Source organism: Streptomyces sp. NPDC003393, from assembly GCF_053589015.1.
This window is the reverse complement of sequence record NZ_JBSFRB010000014.1, coordinates 13,904-39,977: the sequence shown is the minus strand read 5'-3', so window position 1 is coordinate 39,977 and position 26,074 is coordinate 13,904. Positions and strand designations below refer to the sequence as shown.

Genomic DNA, 26,074 nt, shown 5'->3' with positions numbered 1-26,074 from the left:
CCCCCGTCCGAGGAGACCGGGGAGCCGCCATGACACCCACCCCACCCGAGACCACTCCGGCCCCGTCCCCCGACCGGACTCCTCCACCGGCCCGGCCCCCGTTCAGACCCCCCATCCCCCCGAACCCGTCTTAGGCCCCGGCCCCGGCCGCCCGATCAGCCGCAAGAGCCTGCTCGGAGCGGCCGTCGCCGACGGTGCCGACCTTCCGCTGCTCACCGGCACCGCGGCACTCGCCCGGGACTTCGCGGGCCGGGACCGGTCCTCGCCGTCCACACCCGCCTGCGAGGACGGCGACGGCCCCACCCACGACCGGATCGCGGGCCCCTACTTCAAACCGGGCTCCCCGCTGCGCACCGACCTGGTGACGCCGGGCACCGCGGGCGTCCCGCTGACCGTCGGCGGCTACGTCTTCGGGCGCGAGTGCACCCCGCTGCCGGGGTCCTCCGCGACTTCTGGCAGGCCGACGACGACGGCGCGTACGACGTGGCCGGGTACTCGCTGCTAGGGCACCGGTTCACGGACGCCACCGGGGCGTACACGCTGAGCACGGTCGGGCCGGGCCTCTATCCGGGCCGCACCCGGCACCTCCACGTCAAGGCCGGGCCCCCGGGCACCCCGCGCGTGAGCTTCGCCCCTGAGACCTTCCTCACAGGCACGAAGGCCGACCGGCACGTGCGCCCGGACACCGCCAGGCACACCCCGCAAGGCTCGGGCGACGCAAAAGCCCCGCAGGTCCGAGACCTGCGGGGCTTCCAGCTGTGCGCGAGGGGGGAGTTGAACCCCCACGCCCTTGCGGGCACTGGAACCTGAATCCAGCGCGTCTGCCTATTCCGCCACCCGCGCATTGGGTGTGTCCTCCGGCTCCGTTCCCTTCGTTTCGGGTCCGTCGCCTTCCGACACCCAGAACATTAGCACGCCGTCCGGGGTGGGTTCACATCCCTTTCCCCGGGGCAGACGCACCCGTACGCACCAGCACCGACGACGTCCGGCCGCCCCGCCCGGGCGTCCCCGCGAGGCCCGCTCTCGACGTCCCCCGACGTCCTCCGACACCCTGTTCACACAGCGATGTCCCGCGGAACGCCCGGCCGCGGGTCCCCGCACCCCGGAAGCCCCCCGCTCCGTATCAACCTGTGCCTGTTCACGTATCAACCTCGTACCGGTCCGGCCCGTCTCCCCAGGAGCCGGACAGGCCGCACCCTGAGGTGCGGGACACTGGTCTACGGCCGCCTCTACGATCCTGGGCAGACGTACACAGGGAGGTACGGACGTACAGGGAGTGTCGACAGCCGTCGACGGGGCCGACAGGGGGAACCAGCCGATTTACCGGCGCGTGGATACGATCAGTAAGCAGTACCAGGTAAGCAGTACGCCTCAGCACCACAGCAAGACCCGCAGCGACGGCCACGACGGAGGAGGTGCCCCATGGGAGTCCTGAAGAAGTTCGAGCAGCGCCTCGAAGGCCTGGTCAACGGCACCTTCGCCAAGGTCTTCAAGTCCGAGGTCCAGCCCGTGGAGATCGCGGGTGCGCTCCAGCGCGAGTGCGACAACAACGCGACCATCTGGAACCGCGACCGCACGGTCGTCCCCAACGACTTCATCGTGGAGCTCAGCGCGCCCGACTACGAGCGGCTGAGCCCCTACTCCGGTCAGCTCGGCGACGAGCTCGCCGGCATGGTGCGCGACTACGCCAAGCAGCAGCGCTACACCTTCATGGGACCGATCAAGGTCCACCTGGAGAAGGCGGACGACCTGGACACCGGCCTGTACCGGGTGCGCAGCCGTACGCTCGCCTCCTCCAGCAGCCAGCAGGCCCCGCAGAGTCCGCAGGGCCCCGCGCCGGCCGCACCCGGCCGCCCCGGCGCCCAGAGCGGCTACGGCTACCCGCCCGCGGCAGCGCCCCCCATGCCCTCCGCCCCGCCCCCGGGCTCGCGCCCCGGCGGGTACGGCTACCCGCAGCCCGCCGCGCACCGGGCCCCGCAGGGACCGTCCGCCGGCGGACGCACCCGCTACTGGATCGAGATCAACGGCAACCGCCACCAGATCTCCCGCCCGACGCTGGTGCTGGGCCGCAGCACCGACGCCGACGTGCGGATCGACGACCCCGGCGTCTCCCGCCGGCACTGCGAGATCCGGACCGGAACGCCCTCGACGATCCAGGATCTCGGGTCCACCAACGGCATCGTGGTGGACGGGCAGCACACCACCCGCGCTACGCTCCGCGACGGCTCGCGGATCGTCGTGGGCAGCACCACCGTTATCTATAGGCAAGCCGAAGGGTGAACCGGGGGCAATGTCAGAGCTGACCCTCACGGTCATGCGGCTGGGTTTCCTGGCCGTACTGTGGCTGTTCGTGATCGTGGCCGTGCAGGTCATCCGCAGCGACCTGTTCGGTACGCGCGTCACCCAGCGGGGGGCCCGCCGGGAGGCCGCCCGGCCGCAACAGGCCGCACGGCAGGCCGCGCCCCCGCAGCAGCGCGGTCAGCAGGGCGGCGGCCGGCAGCGCCGCAACGCCCCCGCCAAGCTCGTGGTGACCGAAGGCACCCTCACCGGCACCACCGTCGCGCTCCAGGGCCAGACCATCACGCTGGGCCGCGCGCACGACTCCACGATCGTGCTGGACGACGACTACGCCTCCAGCCGTCATGCCAGGATCTACCCGGACCGCGACGGCCAGTGGATCGTCGAGGACCTGGGATCCACCAACGGCACGTACCTGGACCGGTCCCGGCTGACGACCCCCACACCGATCCCGCTGGGCGCGCCGATCCGCATCGGCAAGACCGTCATCGAGCTGCGGAAGTAGTGCTACGTCATGAATGAGCGCGAGCGGAGCGAGCACGCAGCGGCGGCCGGCACCCCGGGCCCCGGCGCGCTCCCGACCGGAGGGTGGGCAGTGTGGCTCGACACGATCGGCTGTATCCGGAGCCGACGGGCGAGGTGCGCATGAGTCTGTCACTGCGCTTCGCCGCCGGATCACACAAAGGGATGATCCGCGAGGGCAACGAGGACTCCGGTTACGCCGGTCCGCGACTGCTCGCGATCGCCGACGGGATGGGTGGCCAGGCCGCCGGCGAGGTCGCCTCCTCCGAGGTGATCTCCACCATCGTCGCCCTCGACGACGACATCCCCGGCTCCGACATCCTCACCTCCCTCGCCGCGGCCGTGCAGCGCGCCAACGACCAGCTGCGCGCCATGGTCGAGGAGGATTCCCAGCTGGAGGGCATGGGGACCACGCTGACCGCACTGCTGTGGACCGGGCAGCGGCTCGGCCTCGTGCACGTCGGCGACTCGCGCGCCTATCTGCTGCGCGACGGCGTCCTGACCCAGATCACCCAGGACCACACCTGGGTGCAGCGCCTGGTCGACGAGGGACGCATCACCGAGGAGGAGGCCAGCACCCACCCGCAGCGCGCCCTGCTGATGCGCGCCCTGGGCAGCGGCGAGCACGTCGAGCCGGACCTGTCCATCCGCGAGGTCCGGGCCGGCGACCGCTACCTGATCTGCTCCGACGGCCTGTCCGGCGTGGTCTCCCACCAGACGATGGAGGAGACCCTCGCCAGCTACCAGGGCCCGCAGGAGACCGTGCAGGAACTGATCCAGCTCGCGCTGCGCGGTGGCGGCCCCGACAACATCACCGTCATCGTCGCCGACGTCCTCGACCTGGACACCGGCGACACCCTCGCCGCGCAGCTGTCCGACACCCCGGTCGTGGTCGGCGCGGTCGCGGAGAACCAGCACCACCTGCACGACAACGGCATCATGCAGACCCCGGCCGGCCGCGCCGCGGGCCTGGGCCGCCAGGTGCCCGGCCAGGGCGGCGGGGGCGAGTTCGGCCCGCCCGGGTCCGGCGACACCACCGGCTTCATCCCCGCGGGCGGCTTCGCCGGCTACGGCGACGACGACTTCGTCAAACCGCGCAGAGGACGCAGGTGGCTGAAGGGCACCCTGTACAGCGCGCTGGCGCTCGCCGTCATCGGCGGCGGCCTGTACGGGGGCTACCGCTGGACGCAGACCCAGTACTTCGTCGGCGTCAACGACGAGCACGTCGCGCTCTACCGGGGCATCAGCCAGGACCTGGCCTGGATGAAGCTGTCCAAGGTGGAGACCGACCACCCCGAGATCGAACTCAAGTACCTGCCGCCCTACCAGCAGAAGCAGGTCAAGGCGACGATCGCCGGCGACGGCGGTCTCCACGACGCCCAGAAGAAGATCGACGAGCTGTCGGTGCAGGCCTCAGCGTGCCGCAAGGAGGCCGAGCGCCGCGCCGCGGAGTCCCAGAACAACGCCAAGGAGCCGCAGGGCGAGACCGGAAGCACCACCGGCACCGACGGCACCACGGGAACCACCGCCGCCTCCTTCACGTCCAAGGCGACACCGACGCCGCATTCGTCCACGTCACCGTCCCCGTCCAAGTCCGCGACCGCGCCCACTTCCAACCCCGGCCCCACTCTCTCGGAGGAAGAGCAGAAGGTCGTCTCGCAGTGCGGTAAGCAGTAGGCAAGCCGTGAGAGGCCCCGTCACACGATGAGCAGTACTACCAACCCGCCGACGCACCACACGTCCACGATCGGCGCCATCGGCGCGCCGAGCCGGCGCAACACCGAGCTGGCCCTGCTGATCTTCGCGGTCGTCATCCCGGTCTTCGCCTACGCCAACGTGGGCCTGGCCATCGACAACCAGGTGCCCTCCGGCCTGCTGAGCTACGGCCTGGGCCTCGGCCTGCTGGCCGGCGTCGCCCATCTCGTCGTACGCAAGTTCGCCCCCTACGCGGACCCGCTGCTGCTCCCGCTGGCCACCCTGCTGAACGGGCTCGGTCTGGTCGTCATCTGGCGGCTGGACCAGTCCAAGCTGCTGCAGGCCATCGACCAGGCCGGCGACAAGGCACCCAACCAGCTGATGTACACGGCGATGGGCATCGCGCTGTTCGTCGTGGCGCTGATCTTCCTGAAGGACCACCGGGTTCTGCAGCGCTACACCTACATCTCGATGGTCGTCGCGCTGGTCCTGCTGCTGCTGCCCCTGGTCCCCGGTCTCGGCCTGCCCGTCTACGGCGCCAAGATCTGGATCCACGTCGGCAGCTTCTCCATCCAGCCGGGCGAGTTCGCCAAGATCGTCCTCGCGGTCTTCTTCGCCGGCTACCTGATGGTCAAGCGGGACGCGCTCGCCCTGGCCAGCCGCCGCTTCATGGGCCTGTACCTGCCACGCGGGCGCGACCTCGGCCCGATTCTGGTCGTCTGGGTCATCTCGATCCTCATCCTGGTCTTCGAGACGGACCTCGGCACCTCCCTGCTGTTCTTCGGCATGTTCGTGATCATGCTGTACGTCGCCACCGAGCGGACCAGCTGGATCGTCTTCGGTCTGCTGATGTCCGCGGCCGGCGCCGTCGGCGTGGCCAGCTTCGAGCCGCACGTCCACCAGCGCGTGCAGGCCTGGCTGGACCCCATGAACGAGTACAAGCTGAGCCGTTCGGGCGCACCCGGCGTGCACTCCGAGCAGCTCCAGCAGGCCCTGTGGGCGTTCGGCTCCGGCGGCACCCTCGGCTCCGGCCTCGGCCAGGGCCACTCCGACCTCATCCGGTTCGCCGCCAACTCCGACTTCATCCTCGCCACCTTCGGCGAGGAGCTGGGCCTGGCCGGCATCATGGCCATCCTGCTGATCTACGGCCTGATCGTGGAGCGCGGCGTGCGCACCGCGCTGGCCGCCCGCGACCCGTTCGGCAAGCTGCTCGCCATCGGCCTGTCCGGCGCCTTCGCGCTCCAGGTCTTCGTCGTCTCCGGCGGTGTGATGGGCCTCATCCCGCTGACCGGTATGACCATGCCGTTCCTCGCGTACGGCGGCTCCTCCGTCATCGCCAACTGGGCCCTCATCGGAGTACTGATCCGGATCAGCGACACGGCCCGCCGGCCGGCGCCCGCCCCCGCCTCCAACCCCGACGCCGAGATGACCCAGGTGGTCCGCCCGTGAACAAGCCCCTGCGCCGGATCGCGATCTTCTGCGGCCTCCTCGTCCTCACGCTGCTCATCCGCGACAACTGGCTCCAGTACGTCAAGGCCGACGGCCTGAAGAACGACGAGAACAACCGCCGCGTCACCATCGCCCGCTACTCCACCCCGCGCGGCGACATCATCGTCGGCGGCTCCCCGATCACCGGGTCGACCGAGACCAAGAGCAACGGGCTCAACGACCTGAAGTACAAGCGCACGTACAAGAACGGCCCCATGTGGGCACCCGTCACCGGTTTCGCCTCGCAGTCCTTCGGTGCCACCCAGCTGGAGAACATCGACGACGGCATCCTCACCGGCAACGACGACCGGCTGTTCTTCCGCAACACCCTGGACATGATCACGGGCAAGCCCAAGCAGGGCGGCAACGTGGTCACCACGCTGAACGCGGCGGCCCAGAAGGCGGCGTACAACGGCCTCAAGGGTCACGGCAAGGGCGCCGTCGTCGCCCTGGAGCCGTCCACCGGCAAGATCCTCGCACTGGCCTCCTACCCGTCGTACGACCCCTCCTCGTTCGCCGGCACCTCCGCGGCGGATGGCAAGGCCTGGAACAAGCTCCAGAAGAAGAACGATCCCAGCGACCCGACGCTGAACCGGGCGCTGCGCGAGACCTATCCGCCGGGCTCCACCTTCAAGGTGGTCACCGCGGCCGCCGCGCTGGAGAACAACCTGTACACGTCCGCCGACGAGAAGACCGACTCGCCGGACCCCTGGACCATGCCGGGCACCACCACCCAGCTGCCCAACGAGGGCCACATCCCCTGCAAGGACGCCACCATGCGCGTCGCGCTGCGGTACTCCTGCAACACCGTCTTCGGCAAGATCGGCTCCACCCTCGGCAACGACAAGATGCTCGACGAGGCGGAGAAGTTCGGCTTCAACGAGGAGCAGTTCACCCCGGTCCGCGCCAACGCCTCGGTGTTCTCCGACGACATGAACCCCTCGCAGACCGCGCTGTCCTCGATCGGCCAGTACAACACCGCCGCGACCCCGCTCCAGATGGCCATGGTCGCCTCCGCGGTCGCCAACGACGGCAAGCTGATGAAGCCGTACATGGTCGACAAGCTCCAGTCGCCCACCCTGGACACCCTGGAGCAGACCCAGCCGGAGGAGCTGAGCCGGCCGCTGTCCTCGAAGAACGCCCAGATCCTCCAGTCGATGATGGAGACGGTCGTCAAGGAGGGCACGGGCCAGAACGCCCAGATCGGCAACGGCGTCACCGTGGGCGGCAAGACCGGTACCGCCCAGCACGGCGTCAACAACGCCGGCAAGCCGTACGCCTGGTTCATCTCCTACGCCAAGACCAGCGACGGCAGCTCGCCGGTCGCGGTGGCCGTGGTGGTCGAGGACGACAACGCCAACCGCGACGACATCTCCGGCGGCGGCCTCGCCGCGCCCATCGCCAAGAGCGTGATGGAGGCGGTCATCAACTCCAAGAAGTGACCCTGCTCACGCCCCCTTCACATCGGTGCACGTTGACATACCGGTCCTGTATCGGGTTACGGGCTTGGCCAGGTCATACAAAGCGAGCCGGGTACGGTAGGCCCGGACGGCAGCTCCGGCGGCACATGTGGTGCCGGTCGGGTCCGACGGAGAGGGCTGGTAGGTAGCTATGGAAGAGCCGCGTCGCCTCGGCGGCCGGTACGAGCTGGGCCAGGTGCTCGGCCGTGGTGGCATGGCGGAGGTGTACCTCGCGCATGACACCCGCCTGGGCCGCACCGTGGCGGTGAAGACGCTGCGCGCCGACCTGGCGCGCGACCCTTCCTTCCAGGCCCGGTTCCGCCGGGAGGCCCAGTCGGCCGCCTCGCTCAACCATCCCGCGATCGTCGCGGTCTACGACACGGGCGAGGACTACATCGACGGGGTCTCGATCCCGTACATCGTCATGGAGTACGTCGACGGCTCCACCCTCCGTGAACTGCTGCACAGCGGCCGCAAACTGCTGCCCGAGCGGGCCATGGAGATGACCGTCGGCATCCTCCAGGGCCTGGAGTACGCCCACCGCAACGGCATCGTCCACCGCGACATCAAGCCGGCCAACGTCATGCTGACCCGCAACGGCCAGGTCAAGGTCATGGACTTCGGCATCGCCCGCGCCATGGGCGACTCCGGCATGACGATGACGCAGACGGCCGCGGTCATCGGCACCGCCCAGTACCTCTCCCCGGAGCAGGCCAAGGGCGAGCAGGTCGACGCGCGGTCGGACCTGTACTCGACGGGTTGCCTGCTGTACGAACTGTTGACGGTGCGCCCGCCGTTCGTGGGCGACTCCCCGGTCGCGGTGGCCTACCAGCACGTGCGGGAGGAACCCCAGCCGCCCAGCGTCTTCGACCCGGAGATCACGCCCGAGATGGACGCGATCGTGCTGCGGGCGCTGGTCAAGGACCCCGACTACCGCTACCAGTCGGCCGACGAGATGCGCGCCGACATCGAGGCCTGTCTCGACGGCCAGCCGGTCGCGGCCACGGCCGCCATGGGCGCGGTCGGCTACGGCGGCTACCCGGACGACCAGCCGACCACGGCCCTGCGCCCCGACGCGGGCGCGCCCGCCACCACGATGCTGCCGCCGATGAACCCGGACGACGGCGGCTACGGCTACGACGAGCGCCCCGACCGCCGCCGCCAGCCGAAGAAGTCCCACACCTCGACGATCCTCCTGGTCGTCGCCGGTGTCCTGGTGCTCCTGGGCGCCATCCTGATCGGCAAGTGGGTCTTCAGCGGTCACAACGCGAACAACGACACCCTCCCGGCACCGAACTTCGTCGGCCACACGTACGACGACGCGAAGCAGATGGCCGAGAACTCCGATCTGGAACTGGCGCCGCCCACCCGCAAGCCCTGCGAGCAGCAGCCGAAGGGCAGCGTCTGCGAGCAGGACCCGAAGGCAGGCACGGAGGTCAAGAAGGGCGAGACCATCAACGTGGTGGTGTCGACCGGAGCGCCGAAGGTCCAGGTGCCCGGCGTGATCGGCCTCACCCTCGACGACGCCAAGGCCAAGCTGGAAGGTGACGACTACAAGTTCAAGGTCGAGACCAAGTTCAGGGAGTCGTCGGAGGCCGCGAACACCGTCCTGGAACAGAACCCGGTGAACGGCAAGGACGTGCAGAAGGGATCGACGATCACCCTGATCGTCGCCAAGGCCGCGGAGAAGGTCACGGTCCCGGACGTCACGAACCAGACCTGCGAGGCCGCCAAGCAGCAGATGCAAGCCAGCAACCTCAAGGGCGAGTGCACCGAGGTGGACAACACCGACCCCGCCAAGGCGGGCAAGGTCATCCAGACCTCACCGGCCGCGAACTCCCCGGTCGACAAGGGCTCCACGGTGTCGATCCAGATCGGCAAGCAGGTCCAGCAGCAGCAGACCCAGGTACCGGGCGTGACGGGCCAGACGGTGGCGCAGGCCACGCAGATCCTGAACGGGGCCGGCTTCACCAATGTCAGGGTCAGGGGCAGCAACGACCCCAACGCCCTCGTCATCGACCAGGACCCCAAGCCGAACCAGCCGGTCGGCAACCCGGGCGCCACGCAGATCACCCTGACCGCCTTCGGAGGCGGCAACAACCAGGGAGGCAACAACGGCGGCAACGACGGCCTGTTCCCCTGACCGTCCGGCGTCCCGGCCCTGACGAACGGAGCCCCCGGCACCCTTCCGGTGCCGGGGGCTCCGTCGCGTCCGGCCCCGCCGTTCGAACACCCACGGAGGGCTGACTCCCCCTGGCCGAGGGGTCTGTCAGCCCCGCAGCTCCTTGGGCGGCGTCCGCTCGCTGTCCACCTTGTCCACACGGACCAACTCGCCCCACACCACGTACCGGTACCGGCTGGTGTACACCGGAGTGCAGGTCGTCAGGGTGATGTAGTGGCCGGGTTTGGTCACGCCCGACTCCTTCGGGATGGGGGTGAGGACCTTGATGTTGAACTTCGAGGTCTCGGGCAGGATGTCGTAGACCTTGTAGACGTACCACTTGTCCCGGGTCTCGAAGACGATCGGGTCGCCCTTCTCGATCTTGTCGATGTTGTGGAACTTCGCGCCGTGCCCGTCCCGGTGGGCGGCGAGGGAGAAGTTGCCCGTCTTGCCGGTCGTCGGCAGGGTCGCCTTGACCGGGTCGACGTAGTAGCCGGCCACGCCGTCGTTCAGGATGTCCGTCGACGTGCCCTTCTTCACCAGGACCTCGCCGTTGTGCATGGCCGGCACGTGCAGGAAGCCGATGCCGTCCTTGGTGTCCAGCGCGCCGGGGCCGCCGGGCGCGGAGTGCGCCCACTGGTCGCGGATCCTGTGGCCCTGCCGGTCGGCCTTGCGGTCCGCTATCACATTGGTCCACCACAGCGAGTAGACGACGAACAGGCCGAGCACCAGACCCGCCGTGATGAGGAGTTCACCGAAGACGCTGACGGCCAGGGCCGGCCGGCCACCGCCCCGCCGGCGTGAGCGCGGCGCCGGGCCGTCGTCGGTGTGCTCTGCCGTGTCGTCCGTGGTCGCTGCCACTGTTCATCCGCCCTTTAACTGACGAGCGCATCCGGCTTGCCCTTGCTGCGCGGCCGTTCCTCGACCATCTTGCCCCAGACGATCAACCGGTACTTGCTGGTGAACTCCGGTGTGCAGGTGGTGAGTGTGATGTAGCGGCCCGGCTCGGTGAACCCCGAGCCCTTGGGGACCGGATCCAGGACACTGATGTTGGCCGGTGACGTCACCGGCAGCATCGACGTCATCTTGTACACGAAATAGGCGTCCTGCGTCTCCACGACGATCGGATCGCCCGGCTTGAGCCGGTTGATGTACCGGAACGGCTCGCCATGGGTGTTGCGGTGACCGGCGAGCCCGAAGTTGCCCGTCTTCGCCTCGGGCATCGCCGTGTTGAGGTCGCCCTGGCCGTAGTGCCCGACCATGCCCTTGTCCAGCACCTTCGTCTTGCTGGTGCCCTCCGCGATCGGCACCACCACGTCCAGCTTCGGGATGTGCAGGATGGCGAAGCCCTGCCCCGGCTCGAAGACCCCCGGGCTGCGCTTGCCGCTGGCCCAGTCGTCCTGCAGCTGATGCGTCTCGTTGCCGGCCTGCGCGTGGGCCCGGACGTTCGTCCACCACAGCTGATAGGTGACGAACAGGAGCATCAGCACACCGGTGGTGATGAACACCTCGCCGACGATCCGGCTGGCGATCACACCCGGGCCCGGCCGGCGCGCTCGCGCGAGCCGCCGCGCCTCCACCCGGCTCAGGGGAACGGCCGGCTGCTCCCCGGGCGCCCCGTCGCCTCCGGGCGAGGTACGGCCGGAGGCATGCGCGCCGGTCCCATGACGCCCTCCACGCGCCTGACGCCCGCGACGGCCCCTGGCGGCCTTCCTGCGGGCCGCGCGGCCCCCCTGGGGGCCTTCGGGCGTCAGGGCCGGTCCGGGCGCCGAGGGCGGGCTCGAGGTCGGTCCGCCGGCCGCCGCGGTGTCCCGCGTCCCTCCCGAGGCCCTCGGCGGCGGCTCGGGCACCCGCAGCCCCAGCGTCTCATCGGTGAGGGCACCCCCGTACGGCGCCGCCGAGCCAGGCGTGTCGTAGGGCACCGAGGCGTACGGATCCGCGGGGGCCTCGTAGCCCTCGGAGGATCCGTACCAGTCGGCACCGGACTCGCGCTCGGGGCGCAGCGCGGTCACGCCGTGGCCCTGCCCACCACCGGGGCGAGCCCCGCAGATCTCGCCACGGCACCCTGGTCGCCGCACTCCGCCAGCCAGTTGGCCAGCATCCGGTGGCCGTGCTCGGTGAGCACCGACTCGGGATGGAACTGCACGCCTTCCACGGGAAGTTCCCGGTGACGCAGACCCATGATGATGCCGTCGTGCGTGCGGGCGGTGACCTCCAGCTCGTCGGGCACGGTCTGCGGCATGGCGGCCAGCGAGTGGTAGCGGGTCGCCGTGAACGGAGAGGGCAGCCCGGCGAAGACGCCCCTGCCCTCGTGCTCCACCAGCGACGTCTTGCCGTGCAGCAGCTCGGGCGCCCGGTCCACCACGCCGCCGTACGCCACCTGCATGGACTGCATGCCCAGACACACGCCGAAGACGGGGACACCGGTCGCCGCGCAGTGCCGCACCATGTCCACGCACACCCCGGCGTGCTCGGGCGTGCCCGGACCCGGCGAGAGCAGCACGCCGTCGAAGCCGTCCTGGGCGTGCGCCGTGGACACCTCGTCGTTGCGCAGCACCTCGCACTCGGCGCCGAGCTGGTACAGATACTGGACGAGGTTGAAGACGAAACTGTCGTAGTTGTCGACGACGAGGATCCGCGCACTCACTGGTTGTTCACCGTCACATCGTTGAAGGGCAGCAGCGGTTCGGCCCACGGGAAGACGTACTGGAACAGGACGTAGACCACGGCCAGGACCAGGACCAGTGAGATCAGCGCCCTCACCAAGGCGTTCCCCGGCAGATGCCGCCAGATCCAGCCGTACATGCCGTCCCTTCCGTCTCACACGGCACCAGACTCACGCCGTACGCCGCCACTCACGCCGTACGCCAACAGACTAACGGCGCGGCGCCCCCGGTTTCCCGGCCTCGCGCAACCGCGCCCGGCGGCTACTTCACCGGCTGCGCGTAGTGCAGGTCCACAGTGCCCGAGTAGCCCGGCAGGGACACCGTCCCGTCCTCGGTGACCTTCCAGCCGAGGCCGTAGACGTTGACGTACACCATGTAGTTCTGGATCGCCGGGGAGTCCGCGAGCGCCTGCTGGAGCTTCTCCGGGTCGCCGACCGCCGTGATCTTGTACGGCGGGGAGTAGACGCGGCCCTGGAGGATCAGGGTGTTGCCCACGCAGCGCACGGCGCTGGTGGAGATGAGCCGCTGGTCCATGACCTTGATGCCCCGGGCGCCGCCGTGCCACAGCGCGTTGACCACGGCCTGCAGGTCCTGCTGGTGGATCACCAGGTAGTCGGGCTGCGGCTCGGGGTAGCCGGGGAGCTTGGCGGTGGCGTTCGGCGGGGCGTCGTCGAGGGTGACCGTGATCGCCTTCCCCTTGACCGGCCGCGTTCCCGCGCTGTCCTCCAGACCCGTCAGTTTCTCGTCCTGCGCCCTGGTGCTGCCGTCGTCGCTCTCGGCGAGGGACTCGACGTCGTGGCGCAGGGCCGCGTTGGACTCGTCCAGCTCCTTGTTCTTGCGGCTGCGTTCCTGGATGAGGTCCGACAGCTTCAGCAGTGAGGCGTCCGTCCGGATATTGGTGCCCTTGGCCGTGTTGAAGCTGGTGAAGAAGATCAGCCCGGCGAGGGCGAACACACCCACGGTGAGGATCCGCACGGGCCGGAAACGGGGCGTGCGGGCCGGACTGGATCCGGTCCCCGGAGAGTCGGCAGAATTGCTCAACGTACCCTTATCTCCTTCGGCGCCGCGGAAGGACTACGCTAACGGACGCCCGGGGGAGCGCGGGGTTCCCCCAGCAGTCCCTCGTACCGCCCCGGAGCCAGCCCAGTTCCCCTGCGCGGCCACGCAGCGCATCGACAGGAGAGACCCTCGTGCCGAAGTCACGTATCCGCAAGAAGGCCGACTACACGCCGCCGCCCGCGAAGCAGGCGACCGCCCTGAAGCTGGAGAGCCGCGGCTGGGTGGCCCCCGTGATGCTGGCCATGTTCGTCATCGGCCTGGCCTGGATCGTCGTCTTCTACGTGACCGACGGCTCGCTGCCCATCGACGCGCTGGACAACTGGAACATCGTGGTCGGCTTCGGCTTCATCGCGGCCGGATTCGGCGTCTCCACGCAGTGGAAGTAGCGGCCGGCCGCAGGTGAACCGGGCGGAGCCGGCTCTGCCCACGACCTCTCCGCCGAGTTATCCACAGCCTGTAGAAATCCCTGGGGAAAGAAACGACCATCTGTGGATAACCAGTCCCCCGTTGACACCGGTACGACTGTCGCACCACCTCCCCGCCAAGCCCCTGGCCCCCTTCCTGACCTGCACAAATACAGGTGAGCGACAGGGGGCACAGTTGTTCTCGCACACTGTGCACAAGATTCGGCACACACTGTGGACAACAGTGGACAACGCAGCGGAGACAAGGGGAGACCGCCCGGTCCGGGCCCGGTCTCAGGCGAGCTGGGCGGTTCTGGCGAGGACCATGACGACGATGACCGCCAGCACCAGTGCGCACGTCCCGTACTGCACCAGGGCCCGCCGCTCGCGCGGGGCGTGGACCATCGCGTAGCCGACGATCACACCGGCGACCAGGCCGCCGATGTGCGCCTGCCAGGAGATGTGGAACCCGGGGCTGAAGGTGAAGATCAGGTTGATCACCAGCAGCGCGATGATCGGGCGCAGGTCGTAGTTGAGCCGCCTCATCAGGACGGCGATGGCGCCGAACAGGCCGAAGATGGCGCCGGAGGCGCCGAGCGTGGCCGTGGTGGGAGAGGCCAGCAGATAGGCCAGGGCGCTGCCCGCCAGTCCGGAGACGAAGTAGACCGCGAGGTAGCGGGCGCGGCCGAGGGCGGCTTCGAGGGGGCCGCCGAGCCACCACAGGCTGAGCATGTTGAAGCCGATGTGCCAGTACTCCTGGTGCGTGAACATCGACGTCACCAGGCGGTACCACTGACCTCCCGCGACACCTTCGGTGGGCGTGAGGGGGGCCGGTGGCCAGGCTCCGAAGAGGACCAGGTCGTCGAGCAGCGAGGACCGCACCTGTACGGCGATGAACACCGCGATGTTGATCCCGATGAGGATCTTGGTGAGCAGCCGCGGGTCGGCCGTCACGGTGCCTCCCGCGACCGTGCGCGGCCGGGACGTCCGGGGCGGGTGGCCGGTGCCGGACCCGCTGCGGACGCAGTCCGGGCACTGGAAGCCCACGGAGGCGTCGACCATGCACTCCGGGCAGATCGGCCGCTCGCAGCGGGTGCAGCGGATGCCGGTCTCGCGGTCGGGGTGCCGGTAGCAGGTGGGCACGTCGCTGCGCGCCTCCGACCGGCCGCCTGGCGCCTGTTCCATGAGATCCCCTCGTGTTCGCTGTGGACGGTGCACGACGCGCCGTGGCAACGCACCGCCCCGCTCATCCTTACGGACGAGCGGGGCGATTGGTTCCCTTCCGGAGCCGCCGGGCCCGGCCCGGCCGAAGTCCTTGCGCGGGTCATGCGGCTCCTCGCGGGACTAGGCTCCGCGGGACTCGACCACGACCGACTCGATGACCACGTCGTTGAGCGGGCGGTCGTTGCGGTTGGTCTTCGTGGTCGCGATGGCGTCCACGACCTTCTGGCTGGCCGGGTCGGTGACCTCGCCGAAGATGGTGTGCTTCCGGGTCAGCCAGGCCGTCGGGGCGACGGTGACGAAGAACTGGGAGCCGTTGGTACCGGGGCCGGCGTTGGCCATCGCCAGCAGGTAGGGCTTGTTGAAGGCGAGGTCCGGGTGGAACTCGTCCTCGAAGGTGTAGCCGGGGCCGCCGGTGCCGTTGCCCAGCGGGTCACCGCCCTGGATCATGAAACCGCTGATCACCCGGTGGAAGACCGTGCCGTCGTACAGCTTCGCCGTGGACTTCTCGCCGGTGGCGGGGTGTGTCCACTCGCGCTCGCCCTTGGCGAGCTCCACGAAGTTGCGGACCGTCTTGGGGGCATGGTCCGGCAGGAGCCGGATCTCGATGTCGCCGTGGTTGGTCTTCAGGGTGGCGTAGAGCTGCTCAGCCACGATCTGCCTTCCGTTGTCTCTTCTTGACCCTCCGATCCTCGCACGGCGTGGGCCGGGCGTCGTCCGACGCCCGCGTCCGGGCGGACATCCGCCGGAATCGGTTGCGGAAATCGGGGTCAGTCCTCTCGGGTCGGGAGCGCCGCGCGGCGATCCGTGGCATTGTCATCGGCAAGCTCCCGTTGCTCCGTATTCATCCGCTATCGCCCTTCCACCGTCTTCGCGTGACGGTGACCCGGATGCCCGCGCGCACATGCTCACGGGCCCGTTGGCAGGCATGATCCGTAAATGGGTGGAAAGTCGAATTACCGTACGCCACCGAGGAGGAGGAACCCGTGACCCGCATCGACAGCGTGCGCGCCGCGACCGGCTCGGCGAAGGACAGCGTGCTGCACGCCGCGGAAGTGGTGGCGCCCTACGCCGACACGGCCAGGGAAAGGGCCGCGCACTATGCGCACGAGGCACGCGTACGGCTGGCGCCGAAGGTCTCCCTGGCCGCCGACCAGGCCCGTGTGCAGTATGGCGCCCATGTCGCCCCGCGGCTGGGCCAGGCCCGCACGCAGGCCATGACGTATGTCCCGCCGAAGCTCGATCAGGCCGCCCAGGAAGCCGCCTGCCGCACGCGCAAGGCCGCGCGGCAGGCCGCCGAGTATTCCAGGCCGCGGATTGAGCAGGCGGTGGCGGTGTCCCGGCCGCGCATCGAGCAGGCGATGGCCGCGGCCGGGCCGGTCGCGGACGAGGCCGCCGCGCGGGGTGCCGCCGCACTGGTCGCGCTGCGCGGCCAGGTTCCGGCCCAGAAGATCCAGAAGCTCGCCCGCAGGCGGACCCGGATGGCGCGGGCCGGTCGCATCGCCCGGATGGTCGCGCTGGCGGGCATGGTCGCGGGCGGCGCGTTCGCCGCCTGGAAGTGGTGGGACAAGCAGGCCAATCCCGACTGGCTGGTGGAGCCGCCGGCCGCCACCGAGGTACCCGAGTCCGGCCGGCTGTCCTCGGTGGACGGCAGCGGTCAGTCGGTCCTGGACCCCGAGGTCGAGGCCAAGGAGGCCGAGGAGGGCGCGGCGGACCGCGACGACCAGGGCTGACGGCGCGCCTCGCACGCTGTCCGGGCCGCCCGCGTACACCCGGTACGCGGGCGGCCCGCCGTTGTCCGCGCGTACGGGTGTACGCGTGACGGTCCGCGGCCTCCCTCGTCGTGGGCGGGACCCGGCGCGGATGCGGGGCGGTGCCGGCGTCCCGAGCGGCAGCCGTCCACGCCACTTGACCTGCGAAAAGCCCACCCGCCCTACGTTTCCGCAGGTCAGGTGGGCTGTGCCGGGGTGGAGCCTAGGGGAGTCGAACCCCTGACATCTGCCATGCAAAGACAGCGCTCTACCAACTGAGCTAAGGCCCCGAGGGGAAGCATCCGCCCGGACGAACCGTCCGCCGGTCGGTGCCGCAGACCAGAGTACCGGGTCACCCCCCGGATCTCGCAAAAGGATTGGGGGTCCCCGTCGCCGACCACTCTCCGTAAGATGCTCCGCGTGGTTCGCTACAGCGAACCACGGTAGTCGGGGAAGCGATGGGGAGACGCAATGGACGCCGCACAGCAGGAAGCCACCGCGAGAGCGCGGGAGCTGCAGCGGAACTGGTACGGGGAGCCGTTGGGGGCGCTGTTCCGCAAGCTCATAGACGACCTGGGGCTCAACCAGGCGCGTCTGGCGGGGGTACTGGGGCTGTCGGCGCCCATGCTGTCGCAGCTGATGAGCGGCCAGCGCGCGAAGATCGGCAATCCGGCGGTCGTCCAGCGCGTGCAACTGCTCCAGGAACTCGCGGGCCAGGTGGCCGACGGCAGCGTCAGCGCGGCCGAGGCGACCGAGCGCATGGATGAGATCAAGAGGTCGCAGGGGGGCTCGGTGCTCAGCAACGTCACACAGACGGCCGGCAGTTCGGGAGCGCCGACGGTCAAGCGCGTGGTCCGCGAGATCCAGTCGCTGCTCCGCTCGGTCGCCGCCGCCGGCGACATCATCGAGGCGGCGGACAGCCTCGCTCCCACCCACCCCGAACTGGCGGAGTTCCTGCGGGTCTACGGCGCCGGCCGCACCTCCGACGCGGTCGCCCACTACCAGACCCACCAGAACTGAGGCCGCGAAAGGCGTCGCGGCGCGTCCCGTGGGGGAGGCAAGGGGGGTGACCGCAGGGGGAGGAGCGACGTACAGCCATGGGTGAGGTCTTCGCCGGCCGGTACGAGCTGGCCGATCCGATCGGTCGCGGCGGGACCGGCGCGGTCTGGCGGGTCTGGGACCACCGGCGCCGCAGGTATGTCGCCGCGAAGGTGCTGCGGCAGCGCGACGCGCACTCCCTGCTGCGCTTCGTGCGGGAGCAGGCGCTGCGGATCGACCACCCCCATGTGCTCGCCCCGGCCAGCTGGGCCGCCGACGACGACAAGGTCCTGTTCACCATGGACCTGGTGGCCGGCGGCTCGCTGGTCCATCTGGTCGGTGACTACGGCCCGCTGCCCGCGTGGTTCGTCTGCACCCTCCTGGACCAGTTGCTGTCGGGGCTCGCCGCCGTGCACGAGGAAGGGGTCGTGCACCGCGACATCAAGCCCGCCAACGTGCTCCTGGAAGCCACCGGCACGGGACGTCCCCGACTGCGGCTGTCCGACTTCGGCATCGCCATGCGGCTGGGCGAGCCCCGGCTGACGGAGGTCGATCTCGTGGTGGGGACGCCCGGTTATCTCGCCCCCGAGCAGATGATGGGCGCCGAACCGGACTTCCCCGCCGACCTGTTCGCCACCGGTCTGGTCGCCCTCTATCTGCTGCAGGGCGCCAAGCCGGACGCCAAGGCGCTCGTGGAGCACTTCACGGAGCATGGAACTCCGAGTGCGCCCAGGGGCGTTCCCGAGCCGTTGTGGCAGGTCGTGGCGGCCCTGCTGCAACCGGACCCGCTGGCCCGGTTCCGTACGGCCACGGGGGCGCGCAAGGCCCTGGCCGCGGCCGCCGAGCTGTTGCCGGAGCCGGGCCCGGACGAGGAGCAGATCGAGGTCTTCGACCAACTCGGCCCCCTGCCACCGGGATTCGGGCCGGACGGCCCGGAGCGGTCCCGGGGTCCCGGCGTCACCGAGGAGACCGGGACAGGCGTGACACCCGTCCGTGCGCCGGCGCCCGGCGAGGACACCGACGGTTTCCTCCTCCCCCCGCCGGAACGCCCCCAGGACCCCGCCTCCGCCGCTTTGGCCACCCCCTCCACTGCTCCCACCGCCCCTGTCGTCCCCACGGCCTCGTACACCGCCGAGGACCCGCGCCTCCCCTCCCCGGCGGTTCCTCGCCCGCCGACTCCCCCTCCGGTCGTCCCCCCTCCGGCCGAACCCGCCGCGGCTCAGGCGGTCATACCGCACCGCGCCGTACACCCGCGCCGTCCCGGGCCGCCCGCCAAGGTGGCGCTCCCGCTTCTGCTCCTCGCGCTGGTCTGCTACGCCGTGGGGTTCTGGGCACTGGCCCGGATCTGAGGGCCGGCGCGGAGCCGTCGCGCTACCAGGCCCCCGCGCGGCGCCGGGCGGCCAGCGTCCACACCCCGAGGACCAGCAGCAGGACCGTCCCCGCACCGATGCCGCCCACGGCGAGCGCGCGCAGCGCCGCGGAGCCGCCGCCGGCACCGGCCCCGGTCGCCGCCTGCCGGTCCCCGGCCGTGACCTCGAACAGGTTCCGCGGCTCGGACCGGCCCGCGTACCCCGGCCCCGACCGTGCCGCACCGTCCACCCGCACCCGCAGGGTCAGGCCGTAAGGGCCCTCGCCGAAGGTGTCGGCGGTCTGGGCGGCGAGGTGCACGACCAGGTAGTAGGAGCCCGCGAACCGCATGGCCTTCACCTGGTCGGCGAATCCGTAGCGGTTGGCGTAGGCGACGGGCGGCAGGGGTGCGAGCGCGGCGGAGGCGGGCTGGCCGCTGTAACCGGCGTACGCGTCCTCGACATAGCCCCGGACCGGGTTGTACAGCGACAGCGTCAGCGCGCCGTCGGCGTAGCCGCTGCCCCCGCCGGCACCGGCCAGCTCGGCGAGGGCGCTCAGTTGCTGCCCCCAGTCCACCGGCACCCGGTAGAAGATTGTCTGACCGGGTCTGATCCGGGCCTGCCAGACCCCTTGACCGACCGTCGCGGCCCGGGCGAAGCCGGAGCCGCCCGCCCGGTGCACCGCCCGGCCCCCGGCCGGCTCCGGCGAGGCCGAGTCCCATGTCCGCGGCGCCCTCGTCGCACCGGAGCGTTCGAGGGCCGGCTCCGTCACGACGGCCAGTTCCAGAGGCCAGGCGTCCGACGAGGAGCCCGTGGCGGCGATGCGCTCGACGAGGACGTAGTACGCGCCGGCGCCCTGGCACAGCGCATGGCCGGGGGAGGCTTCGCGCGCCCCCCAAGCGGCGATCGGGTGCGCGCTGCGGCCCGTGCCGAAGCGGGTGGCCTGATAGGAGCAGGCGCTGCCCCGGGCATCGCGCACGGAGACGCGCAGGCCGTCCGTGGCCGAGACGGTGGTGCCCGCGCCGGGGACGGCGGTGGCGGAGACGTAGGCGGTGGAGGTGGCGTCGAGGTCGAGGCGGTAATAGAGCCTGCCGTTCGCCGGCAGGGAGCTCGCGTAGACACGGCCCGGCTCCAGGCTCTGCGCGCCCGAGGTCGTCGTCGCCCCTGTGACCGCCTCGGCCCCGTCGGCGAAGCCGTATCCGCCCGGTGTCCCGTCCGCGACGGCGCTCGTCGCCGGCAGGGCCGCCACCACCAGGCCCAGCACGGCCGCGACGACGCCGAGGCGTGCGACGCCGACGGTCCACCCTGCGGGACCATGCCGCCCCGTCACAGGCCCCGGTCCAGCCATGGGCCGTCTCATGCCGCGCCCCCTCGCGTTCGCCGCCGCTTCGGACGTCGCCCATCCTGCCCCGCGGGGTGTTGCGCCATCCGGGGGTTCCGTACGAGCGTCCGAAACATCCGCCTCAGGAGGTGACCGCTACCTCGGCGGCCGCGCCCTCGCAACACGAAACCCCGACCGCAACGGCGGTCGGGGCCTGCTCAGTATCGAGTATCGGTGCTCACGAACCCGTGGGCACGGAGTCAGTCGCCTCCGTCCACAGATCCTGCTCGGCGCGATCCGCCTGGATCTGGCGGTACACGAGGAGCCCGCCGATGGCGGCCAGTGCGACCAGGAGAAGCTTCTTCACCGCGCGACCTCGTCTTTCCTTGACGTAGGGGACCTCTGGCGCCCGACTATACACACCGGTCGATACCGATCGGTGACCTGCACGTGCCCTCGGCCCTCCGCACTTTCTCGCCTTTCATGCGTCCATCCGAGTGGTGTTCATCCGAAGAGCGACGCGCCACGAGCGTCGGTCCACCACTTCTCGGGGCTCATACACATCATGAGCAAAGTACGCAAATCGCCCAACCCGAAAGTGAGGGGCCATGGACCAGCACAAGGTCGTCAAGCTGTGGACCGCCATCGTCACCGCCTTCCTCGCGCTCTGCACGGCGCTCGGACTCATCACCACGACGGCCGGGGCGGCAAGCGCCGCGCCGCAGTCGGACAAGGCATCCAAGAGCACCAGCACCCGGCTGCGAGCTCTACCGGAACAGGCGACGTCCTCCCCATGGCCCAGGACCCATCTTCGGGCCCTGCCCCCCACGATGAAGCAGCGGATCCGGGCCGAGGCCCACGGAAAGTCCCCCAGCTGCCGGCACCGCCCGCTGGGTGACACTCCCTCCCTGGCCACCGATCCGCAGTGCGCCCCCGCCGACCCACCGGCCCGCCCCACCATTCCCCTCCAGCGCTGACAGCGCCAGCCCGGCACCACCGGGCACCACCAACCCGCACCCATGACGTAACGGCGAACTGCGTACAGCATCTCCGGAACCGAAACCCACGAAGATCCCCCGGTCGCTCCCGCCCGGGGATCTTCGCGTATCCCCGCCCGCTGGAAGTAGAACGGCACCACGTCAGGACCGACGAGAGTGTCATGAGTGACCTGGACGGTCTGCACGGCGGACAGGTCGGCCGGTATGCCCAGCGAGCGTGCCACCGCCGAAATCCGCCGGGCCGGCTCGATGTGCGGCTCGGTCAGCCCGTAGTAGTCGTCCGTCACCGTGATCAGCCGTACGGTCACGCCCTCGTGTCTCAGGTCGATGTCCGGGCGGCCGTCTCCCACGCCCGGCAACTCGCTGATCGCCTGCACGAGCCCGGCGCCGACGGCGAGCGACCCGGTCGGGTAGTGGCCGCACGCCCTCTCGCCCACCACCCGCCAGTCCTCCAGGCCGGGCGTCTAGTGGAACTGCCGCGGCCTGATGCGCTCGTGCTCGCCCTCTGCAAAGCTCATGCGCTCAACGTAGCGTCCAGGTCCGACAACTCTTGTCGACCGTCCGGAACCTGGGAACCACACCCGTGGATGCCGAAGACTCCCGACCATGGTCGAGGCGTGCTTCGCCGCTCCGCAGCCCCCGCCCTACTCCTCCGGGTCCCACGCGCGGAGCAGGTCGAACAAACCTGCGTCTCCCTCGATCCGCAAGGAGTCCGCCGGGACACGGTCGTACACGAAGAGAACCAGCTCACCGGCCGAGCCGCGAACGACGACGCCGGCCGCGTTCGGTCCCTCGTCGGCAGCGGCGACCGCTGCCGCGCCGGGCGCGGGGATCCGGGCGAAGCGCGCGCCGGCGCCGTCGACCGTGAGGCGCCAGGAGCGGCCCTCGGTGGCGTGGAAGTCGAAGGCGGTGGGCTTGTGCGGCCAGGCACTCGTCGTTGCGACGCAGGTGGACAGGAACTCCTCGACACCGTCGAGTGCCACCTCGTCCGGCAGCGGCTCCGGGCCCCCTGCGGTGACCTGGGCGTCGTAGGTGTGCACCGTGATCTGCTGGAGCTGGTGCCGGGCGACGGCGCCACAGGTCTGCGGCGACTGGGACGCACCCCACCACGTCCAGCACCCGCGATCCGGGCTGGCCTCGCGCAACGCGTCCAGCAGTTGCTCCGTGGACTCCGCCAGCCAGGCCAGCAGGGCCTCGCGCTCCCGAGGCGCAGCCGAGGCGCCCTCCGCCGCGGACTTGGCCGAAGCAGGCCCCGCGGCGACGGTGGCGGCCCAGGCGCGGCGCCCCTCGCCGATGTGCTCTGCCAGATCGAACAGCGTCCACTCGGGGCAGGTCGGCACCTGTACGTCGAGGCTGGGCGCGGAGGCGACCGCGGCGCGGAAGGCGCTCGACCGTTCGTCGATCAGTCGCAACAGAACGGGGAACGCGAGTGTCGTCGTCACAAGGAGTCTCTATCACCGTGTTCCGACCAACGGACAGTGATTTTCACAGCCGAGGCGGCAAGCGCGCGGCACGGACCGGGCCCCCTCAGGAACCACTCAAAAATAGCCGATGGATGTCAGAAGACCCCCGATCCGTCTGGACCGGGGGTCTTCTCGCTGGTGGGGCTAACAGGATTTGAACCTGTGGCCTCATCCTTATCAGGTCGAGAACAGTCCCCCGGGAGGTGGAGGGATCCAAGCCTGGCGACGGTCTATCGACCGCTGGGGGCCGCTCTCGTCCGTTGGCGTTCGCCGAGGTTGGTGTCAGATGCTGGTGTCAGGCACACCGACGGGCTTGACACGCGGCTGTGGAAGACGCCTTGCGATCACCTGCACGACAATGAGAACGATCACTGCGACGATCAGCCACGTTGCCTGGCGAAGAACAGCAGTCATCGTGTCACCGTTGATCACGCACGCCATGACTACGGCGAAGGGGATCATGATTTTCTTGCGGCTGTCAGTCCCACGTGCGACAGTTTCAAGCAGGTGGGTGTCGAGCACCGACAGTCCACCAAGGCCCGGGATGGGCATACGTCCTCCTTGGTTGTCAGAAGGGCGCGCCCGGATCCTCTTCCCAAAGGCGGGCGCGCCCTTCGGTGTTGGTACTCCAACGGTATGACACGCACGTGACAGTAGGTGCCCGTCGCCTCGAAGTCTCCGTCTTGTACACGGCACCGTGGACGCGATGAACTAGGGCTAACTCAGGCCAACTTGGGTCGACACTCCTCAGCCCACTGACCTGCAAGGACGCATTCCCATACCACACACCACTGACAGACATACACTGAAACGCGAGGTGACACGACTCGTGTCAAGTCGCATTGCCCCGCTTTATTACAGATTCGTCAGTGACCAAGCTCATATAAGACATAGCCGATCGCTTCCTCGACGGCACCAACCCACCACTCTCCCCAGCTTCCATCCCGTCCGCCGTCGACCCACACGCATGTGGAGCGGGCGTGGTTCAGGGCGTCCAGGTGGAGCGCGCCACTGTACGAACGACCTGGACGCCCTGGGCCGCGTCTGCTCGGCTCTGCCTGGGTCGATGGTGGACGGGATGGAAGCCCCCGCGCACGCCAATACGGACCCGCAGTCGGCAACGGCGCCCCCTCCATCCCGGTGCCGGCCGATCCCCCGCCGGAGGCTCTGTTCTGACCGTGGCGGCGCTATGCCGTGATCGACTCATGGCTTCCGGCCCTATCCAAACGTGGGCGCGCGTCGGCGCAGCGCGGGCGGAGCGGGCCGAAGGCAGGAGCGGCGCCCGGAGCGGAGCCGGGAAGCGCGCCCGGCGGAGCGGAGCGCAGCCGGGGCTTGATGAGGTAGAGAAACCTGTAACAGCTCAGGCATGCATGGGCTCGGGGCTGGGCGTCTCGTCGGCGAATCCGTGATCGGCAAGCCGTGTGCGGCGTTGGGCAAGCCATCCTGAGACGCGCGGGCCACCGTTGACGGCAGTGCCTTCGAGGACGGTCCTCACATGCTGGAAGCCCTGGTCAAGGTAGTACCGCTGAAGCCGCTCGTTCGTGGTCCACGCGTCGAGCCGTAGCCACTGCGCCGCTGCTCGGTATGCCCGGTCGCCGGCCCAGTCCAAGAGTCTGCCGCCGAGGTCCTGCCCCGCGTAGTCGCGAGAGACAGTCAACTTGTTGATGAACATCGAGGGCTCGGCAAGTTCTTCATCCGACCACAACCCCTCCTCTGCCTCCGAGGTGAGTGTGATCGTGCCGGCAGTCCGCCCCCCATCCCTCAGCATGAACACGGTTCCGCTTTCGATGGTGGCCAAGAGACGATCTGCCGGGTAGGGCCGACTCCACTGATCACTGCCCAGCTTGCTGATCCAGGACGCAGCCTCGGCGCGAAAGGCCAACAATTGTTCGAGGTCGGCCGGGGTGGCGCTGGTGATTCTCACTTGGCTTCGGTCTCATTCCGGGCGGACAGGTCGCCGATCTCGTAGTTCATGCGGTTCAGGTCGCCTCGGAAGGTCGTGATCGTGCAGCGGACAGGGCGTTGCACGGTGTAGCCCGTGCGTGTCCAGAGCAGGACGGGCACCCCAGGGCCGATCTCCAAGAGGCGCGCCTCTTCAGGGGTCGGCATGCGAGTGGCGATCTCATCGGCGTATCCGACTTGCTCGATGCCGAGGCTGGCCAGGTAGCGCGTGGTCCCCTCGTCTATGTCGCCGGGCTCGGCGATGCGCGGTGCCTCCCGGATCAGCCAATCCGGGTAGTGCGTCGCCTGCGTCGACCACGGCACGTCATCGACGAAACGATGACAGAACCGCAGTACGGAACGCGATCCCGGCTCCACCTTCAACCGCTGGGCGATGTACTCGGGCGTGGTCGTCAGCTCGACCCGGAAGGTCTGGTGCGGGCGCCGGCCTGCGTTCGTGACATCGGTCGAGTAGGCGTCGCCGTTTTGCGGCAAGTCCAGGTTCTCGAAGCGGGAGGCGTTCAGCTCGAAGACTTCGTGCTTGCGTACCTCGTACCCCAGGCCCTGGCTCGACGTGATGAGCCCCTGGCTGACGAGCAAGCTCAACCCTGATCGGACGGTGTTTCGCGACGCGTCGAAGCGGGTCGCCAACTCGGCCTCCGAGGGGAGTCGGGAACCTGGCCCGTAGGTGCCGTTGTCGATCTCGCGACGCAACGCGTCGGCCACCTGTCGGTACTTGGGCTGCTTGCTCATGTGTCCATCATGACGCACTCGCTCAACTTGTAGGTACAGGTACGCGCAAAGTGCTTGACGTCTCACTCGGGGTGCTGCAATCTCTAGGCATCAGCTTGTTCCTACAAGTTGAGCAAGAGGTCCAAGGGGCCTAACTCCAACCTGTTTGGGAGAAGCAATGCCGTCGTTCAAGATCGACCTTTCGACCGCTGTGGTGTTCGTGGCGACCGCCCCGACGCCGAAGCTGGCGAACGCCAAGACGGGTGAGCGTGCGATGGACCGGGAGACCGGGGCGCCGCTGTCGACGGTGGGCCTGCTGGTCTCGGATGAGGGGGAGGGCAACCTCTACCAGGTCACCATCCCGGAGACGGGCTACCAGGAGGGTCTGGCGCCGGGGATGCCGGTCAAGGTCGTCGGTCTCAAGGCGCGGGACTGGGAGAACGAGTTCAACGGGCAGAAGCGGCACGGCATCTCGTTCCGCGCGGTCGCGATCACCCCGGCGGCCTGACC

25 protein-coding genes, 2 tRNA genes and 1 pseudogene are annotated in these 26,074 nt (G+C 69.7%); 13 read left to right on the top strand and 15 right to left on the bottom strand.

Features of this window, described 5'->3' with window-relative positions; all coding sequences use genetic code 11:
* Positions 1-29: 29 nt before the first annotated feature.
* A pseudogene (locus tag ACWDUZ_RS16295) lies at positions 30-618 on the top strand (dioxygenase family protein); the annotation flags it as partial.
* A 141-nt stretch (positions 619-759) separates the two neighbouring features.
* Here the strand turns inward: ACWDUZ_RS16295 and ACWDUZ_RS16290 are convergent.
* Positions 760-843, bottom strand: a tRNA-Leu gene (locus tag ACWDUZ_RS16290).
* A gap of 579 nt (positions 844-1,422) precedes the next feature.
* Between ACWDUZ_RS16290 and ACWDUZ_RS16285 the strand changes: the two genes are divergently transcribed.
* The 6 genes from ACWDUZ_RS16285 to pknB all read left to right on the top strand — a co-directional run bounded on the left by ACWDUZ_RS16285 (position 1,423) and on the right by pknB (position 9,606).
* A complete protein-coding gene (locus ACWDUZ_RS16285) occupies positions 1,423-2,280 on the top strand; it encodes an FhaA domain-containing protein (protein ID WP_451632466.1) in 858 nt (285 codons plus the stop codon).
* Positions 2,281-2,290: 10 nt separating this feature from the next.
* A complete protein-coding gene (locus ACWDUZ_RS16280) occupies positions 2,291-2,803 on the top strand; it encodes an FHA domain-containing protein FhaB/FipA (RefSeq protein WP_451632465.1) in 513 nt (170 codons plus the stop codon).
* 140 nt (positions 2,804-2,943) lie between these two features.
* A complete protein-coding gene (locus ACWDUZ_RS16275; protein WP_451632464.1) occupies positions 2,944-4,497 on the top strand; it encodes a Stp1/IreP family PP2C-type Ser/Thr phosphatase in 1,554 nt (517 codons plus the stop codon).
* Between the two features lie 27 nt (positions 4,498-4,524).
* Positions 4,525-5,964, top strand: coding sequence for an FtsW/RodA/SpoVE family cell cycle protein (locus ACWDUZ_RS16270; protein WP_451632463.1), 1,440 nt, complete (start codon positions 4,525-4,527; stop codon positions 5,962-5,964).
* Complete coding sequence (locus ACWDUZ_RS16265) at positions 5,961-7,445, top strand: peptidoglycan D,D-transpeptidase FtsI family protein (protein WP_451632462.1); 1,485 nt, start codon at positions 5,961-5,963, stop codon at positions 7,443-7,445. The genes ACWDUZ_RS16270 and ACWDUZ_RS16265 overlap by 4 nt, the downstream gene beginning before the upstream one ends.
* 169 nt (positions 7,446-7,614) lie before the next feature.
* On the top strand, positions 7,615-9,606 hold the full coding sequence (pknB, locus tag ACWDUZ_RS16260; protein WP_451632461.1) for a Stk1 family PASTA domain-containing Ser/Thr kinase: 1,992 nt from the start codon (positions 7,615-7,617) through the stop codon (positions 9,604-9,606).
* Positions 9,607-9,732: 126 nt separating this feature from the next.
* Here pknB and ACWDUZ_RS16255 read toward each other — a convergent pair whose 3' ends face one another.
* The 5 genes from ACWDUZ_RS16255 to ACWDUZ_RS16235 all read right to left on the bottom strand — a co-directional run bounded on the left by ACWDUZ_RS16255 (position 9,733) and on the right by ACWDUZ_RS16235 (position 13,331).
* Positions 9,733-10,485 (bottom strand): class E sortase, encoded by a 753-nt coding sequence (locus ACWDUZ_RS16255; RefSeq protein WP_451632460.1) that lies wholly within the window; start codon positions 10,483-10,485, stop codon positions 9,733-9,735.
* 14 nt (positions 10,486-10,499) lie between these two features.
* Entirely contained in the window at positions 10,500-11,636 is a 1,137-nt protein-coding gene (locus ACWDUZ_RS16250; RefSeq protein WP_451632459.1) for a class E sortase, read from the bottom strand.
* Entirely contained in the window at positions 11,633-12,271 is a 639-nt protein-coding gene (locus ACWDUZ_RS16245; protein ID WP_451632458.1) for an aminodeoxychorismate/anthranilate synthase component II, read from the bottom strand. Before ACWDUZ_RS16245 ends, ACWDUZ_RS16250 begins: the two co-directional genes overlap by 4 nt.
* Entirely contained in the window at positions 12,268-12,429 is a 162-nt protein-coding gene (locus ACWDUZ_RS16240; protein WP_451632457.1) for a hypothetical protein, read from the bottom strand. The genes ACWDUZ_RS16245 and ACWDUZ_RS16240 overlap by 4 nt, the downstream gene beginning before the upstream one ends.
* A 122-nt stretch (positions 12,430-12,551) precedes the next feature.
* Positions 12,552-13,331, bottom strand: coding sequence for a DUF881 domain-containing protein (locus ACWDUZ_RS16235; RefSeq protein WP_451632456.1), 780 nt, complete (start codon positions 13,329-13,331; stop codon positions 12,552-12,554).
* Positions 13,332-13,480: 149 nt separating this feature from the next.
* On the opposite strand from ACWDUZ_RS16235, the gene crgA reads away from it, so the two are divergent.
* Positions 13,481-13,735 (top strand): cell division protein CrgA, encoded by a 255-nt coding sequence (gene crgA / locus ACWDUZ_RS16230; RefSeq protein WP_030181722.1) that lies wholly within the window; start codon positions 13,481-13,483, stop codon positions 13,733-13,735.
* 312 nt (positions 13,736-14,047) lie between these two features.
* Here crgA and ACWDUZ_RS16225 read toward each other — a convergent pair whose 3' ends face one another.
* A complete protein-coding gene (locus ACWDUZ_RS16225) occupies positions 14,048-14,938 on the bottom strand; it encodes a rhomboid family intramembrane serine protease (RefSeq protein WP_451632455.1) in 891 nt (296 codons plus the stop codon).
* A 159-nt stretch (positions 14,939-15,097) separates the two neighbouring features.
* Positions 15,098-15,628 carry a peptidylprolyl isomerase gene (locus ACWDUZ_RS16220; RefSeq protein WP_451632454.1) on the bottom strand — a complete coding sequence of 177 codons (531 nt, stop codon included), beginning with the start codon at positions 15,626-15,628 and terminating at the stop codon, positions 15,098-15,100.
* Between the two features lie 332 nt (positions 15,629-15,960).
* Here ACWDUZ_RS16220 and ACWDUZ_RS16215 point away from each other — a divergent pair, with 332 nt between their 5' ends.
* Positions 15,961-16,707, top strand: coding sequence for a DUF5324 family protein (locus ACWDUZ_RS16215; RefSeq protein WP_451632453.1), 747 nt, complete (start codon positions 15,961-15,963; stop codon positions 16,705-16,707).
* Positions 16,708-16,942: 235 nt separating this feature from the next.
* On the opposite strand, the gene ACWDUZ_RS16210 is transcribed toward ACWDUZ_RS16215, so the two are convergent.
* Positions 16,943-17,015, bottom strand: a tRNA-Ala gene (locus ACWDUZ_RS16210).
* Positions 17,016-17,196: 181 nt separating this feature from the next.
* On the opposite strand from ACWDUZ_RS16210, the gene ACWDUZ_RS16205 reads away from it, so the two are divergent.
* Together ACWDUZ_RS16205 and ACWDUZ_RS16200 are read left to right on the top strand one after the other, a co-directional pair.
* Positions 17,197-17,745, top strand: a complete 549-nt coding sequence (locus ACWDUZ_RS16205; protein ID WP_451632452.1) for a helix-turn-helix domain-containing protein — start codon at positions 17,197-17,199, stop codon at positions 17,743-17,745.
* Positions 17,746-17,822: 77 nt separating this feature from the next.
* Entirely contained in the window at positions 17,823-19,112 is a 1,290-nt protein-coding gene (locus tag ACWDUZ_RS16200) for a protein kinase domain-containing protein (protein WP_451632451.1), read from the top strand.
* A 22-nt stretch (positions 19,113-19,134) separates the two neighbouring features.
* Here ACWDUZ_RS16200 and ACWDUZ_RS16195 read toward each other — a convergent pair whose 3' ends face one another.
* Positions 19,135-20,457, bottom strand: a complete 1,323-nt coding sequence (locus ACWDUZ_RS16195) for a hypothetical protein (protein WP_451632450.1) — start codon at positions 20,455-20,457, stop codon at positions 19,135-19,137.
* A gap of 211 nt (positions 20,458-20,668) precedes the next feature.
* Positions 20,669-20,797, bottom strand: coding sequence for a DLW-39 family protein (locus tag ACWDUZ_RS16190; protein ID WP_003999697.1), 129 nt, complete (start codon positions 20,795-20,797; stop codon positions 20,669-20,671).
* 241 nt (positions 20,798-21,038) lie between these two features.
* On the opposite strand from ACWDUZ_RS16190, the gene ACWDUZ_RS16185 reads away from it, so the two are divergent.
* On the top strand, positions 21,039-21,407 hold the full coding sequence (locus ACWDUZ_RS16185) for a DUF6344 domain-containing protein (protein ID WP_451632449.1): 369 nt from the start codon (positions 21,039-21,041) through the stop codon (positions 21,405-21,407).
* A 665-nt stretch (positions 21,408-22,072) separates the two neighbouring features.
* Here the strand turns inward: ACWDUZ_RS16185 and ACWDUZ_RS16180 are convergent.
* The 4 genes from ACWDUZ_RS16180 to ACWDUZ_RS16165 form a co-directional block, all read right to left on the bottom strand.
* Positions 22,073-22,870 (bottom strand): maleylpyruvate isomerase family mycothiol-dependent enzyme, encoded by a 798-nt coding sequence (locus tag ACWDUZ_RS16180; protein ID WP_451632448.1) that lies wholly within the window; start codon positions 22,868-22,870, stop codon positions 22,073-22,075.
* Positions 22,871-23,173: 303 nt separating this feature from the next.
* Positions 23,174-23,443 carry a hypothetical protein gene (locus tag ACWDUZ_RS16175; RefSeq protein WP_451632447.1) on the bottom strand — a complete coding sequence of 90 codons (270 nt, stop codon included), beginning with the start codon at positions 23,441-23,443 and terminating at the stop codon, positions 23,174-23,176.
* 808 nt (positions 23,444-24,251) lie between these two features.
* A complete protein-coding gene (locus tag ACWDUZ_RS16170) occupies positions 24,252-24,815 on the bottom strand; it encodes a GNAT family N-acetyltransferase (RefSeq protein ID WP_451632446.1) in 564 nt (187 codons plus the stop codon).
* On the bottom strand, positions 24,812-25,585 hold the full coding sequence (locus ACWDUZ_RS16165; RefSeq protein WP_451632445.1) for a GntR family transcriptional regulator: 774 nt from the start codon (positions 25,583-25,585) through the stop codon (positions 24,812-24,814). The genes ACWDUZ_RS16170 and ACWDUZ_RS16165 overlap by 4 nt, the downstream gene beginning before the upstream one ends.
* Before the next feature lie 157 nt (positions 25,586-25,742).
* On the opposite strand from ACWDUZ_RS16165, the gene ACWDUZ_RS16160 reads away from it, so the two are divergent.
* The gene (locus ACWDUZ_RS16160) at positions 25,743-26,072 is read left to right on the top strand and encodes an SCO3933 family regulatory protein (protein WP_451632444.1); all 330 of its coding nucleotides are present in this window, start codon (positions 25,743-25,745) and stop codon (positions 26,070-26,072) included.
* Positions 26,073-26,074: the final 2 nt, after the last annotated feature.

Bases quoted from the DNA above. Each gene is read 5' to 3' on its own strand.
- ACWDUZ_RS16195 (WP_451632450.1), bottom strand. From the start codon at position 20,457: ATGGCTGGACCGGGGCCTGTGACGGGGCGGCATGGTCCCGCAGGGTGG.
- ACWDUZ_RS16175 (WP_451632447.1), bottom strand. From the start codon at position 23,443: ATGCCCATCCCGGGCCTTGGTGGACTGTCGGTGCTCGACACCCACCTG.
- pknB (WP_451632461.1), top strand. From the start codon at position 7,615: ATGGAAGAGCCGCGTCGCCTCGGCGGCCGGTACGAGCTGGGCCAGGTG.
- ACWDUZ_RS16270 (WP_451632463.1), top strand. From the start codon at position 4,525: ATGAGCAGTACTACCAACCCGCCGACGCACCACACGTCCACGATCGGC.
- ACWDUZ_RS16280 (WP_451632465.1), top strand. From the start codon at position 2,291: ATGTCAGAGCTGACCCTCACGGTCATGCGGCTGGGTTTCCTGGCCGTA.
- ACWDUZ_RS16225 (WP_451632455.1), bottom strand. From the start codon at position 14,938: ATGGAACAGGCGCCAGGCGGCCGGTCGGAGGCGCGCAGCGACGTGCCC.
- ACWDUZ_RS16200 (WP_451632451.1), top strand. From the start codon at position 17,823: ATGGGTGAGGTCTTCGCCGGCCGGTACGAGCTGGCCGATCCGATCGGT.
- ACWDUZ_RS16240 (WP_451632457.1), bottom strand. From the start codon at position 12,429: ATGTACGGCTGGATCTGGCGGCATCTGCCGGGGAACGCCTTGGTGAGG.
- ACWDUZ_RS16275 (WP_451632464.1), top strand. From the start codon at position 2,944: ATGAGTCTGTCACTGCGCTTCGCCGCCGGATCACACAAAGGGATGATC.
- ACWDUZ_RS16205 (WP_451632452.1), top strand. From the start codon at position 17,197: ATGGACGCCGCACAGCAGGAAGCCACCGCGAGAGCGCGGGAGCTGCAG.
- ACWDUZ_RS16160 (WP_451632444.1), top strand. From the start codon at position 25,743: ATGCCGTCGTTCAAGATCGACCTTTCGACCGCTGTGGTGTTCGTGGCG.
- ACWDUZ_RS16285 (WP_451632466.1), top strand. From the start codon at position 1,423: ATGGGAGTCCTGAAGAAGTTCGAGCAGCGCCTCGAAGGCCTGGTCAAC.
- ACWDUZ_RS16165 (WP_451632445.1), bottom strand. From the start codon at position 25,585: ATGAGCAAGCAGCCCAAGTACCGACAGGTGGCCGACGCGTTGCGTCGC.
- ACWDUZ_RS16185 (WP_451632449.1), top strand. From the start codon at position 21,039: ATGGACCAGCACAAGGTCGTCAAGCTGTGGACCGCCATCGTCACCGCC.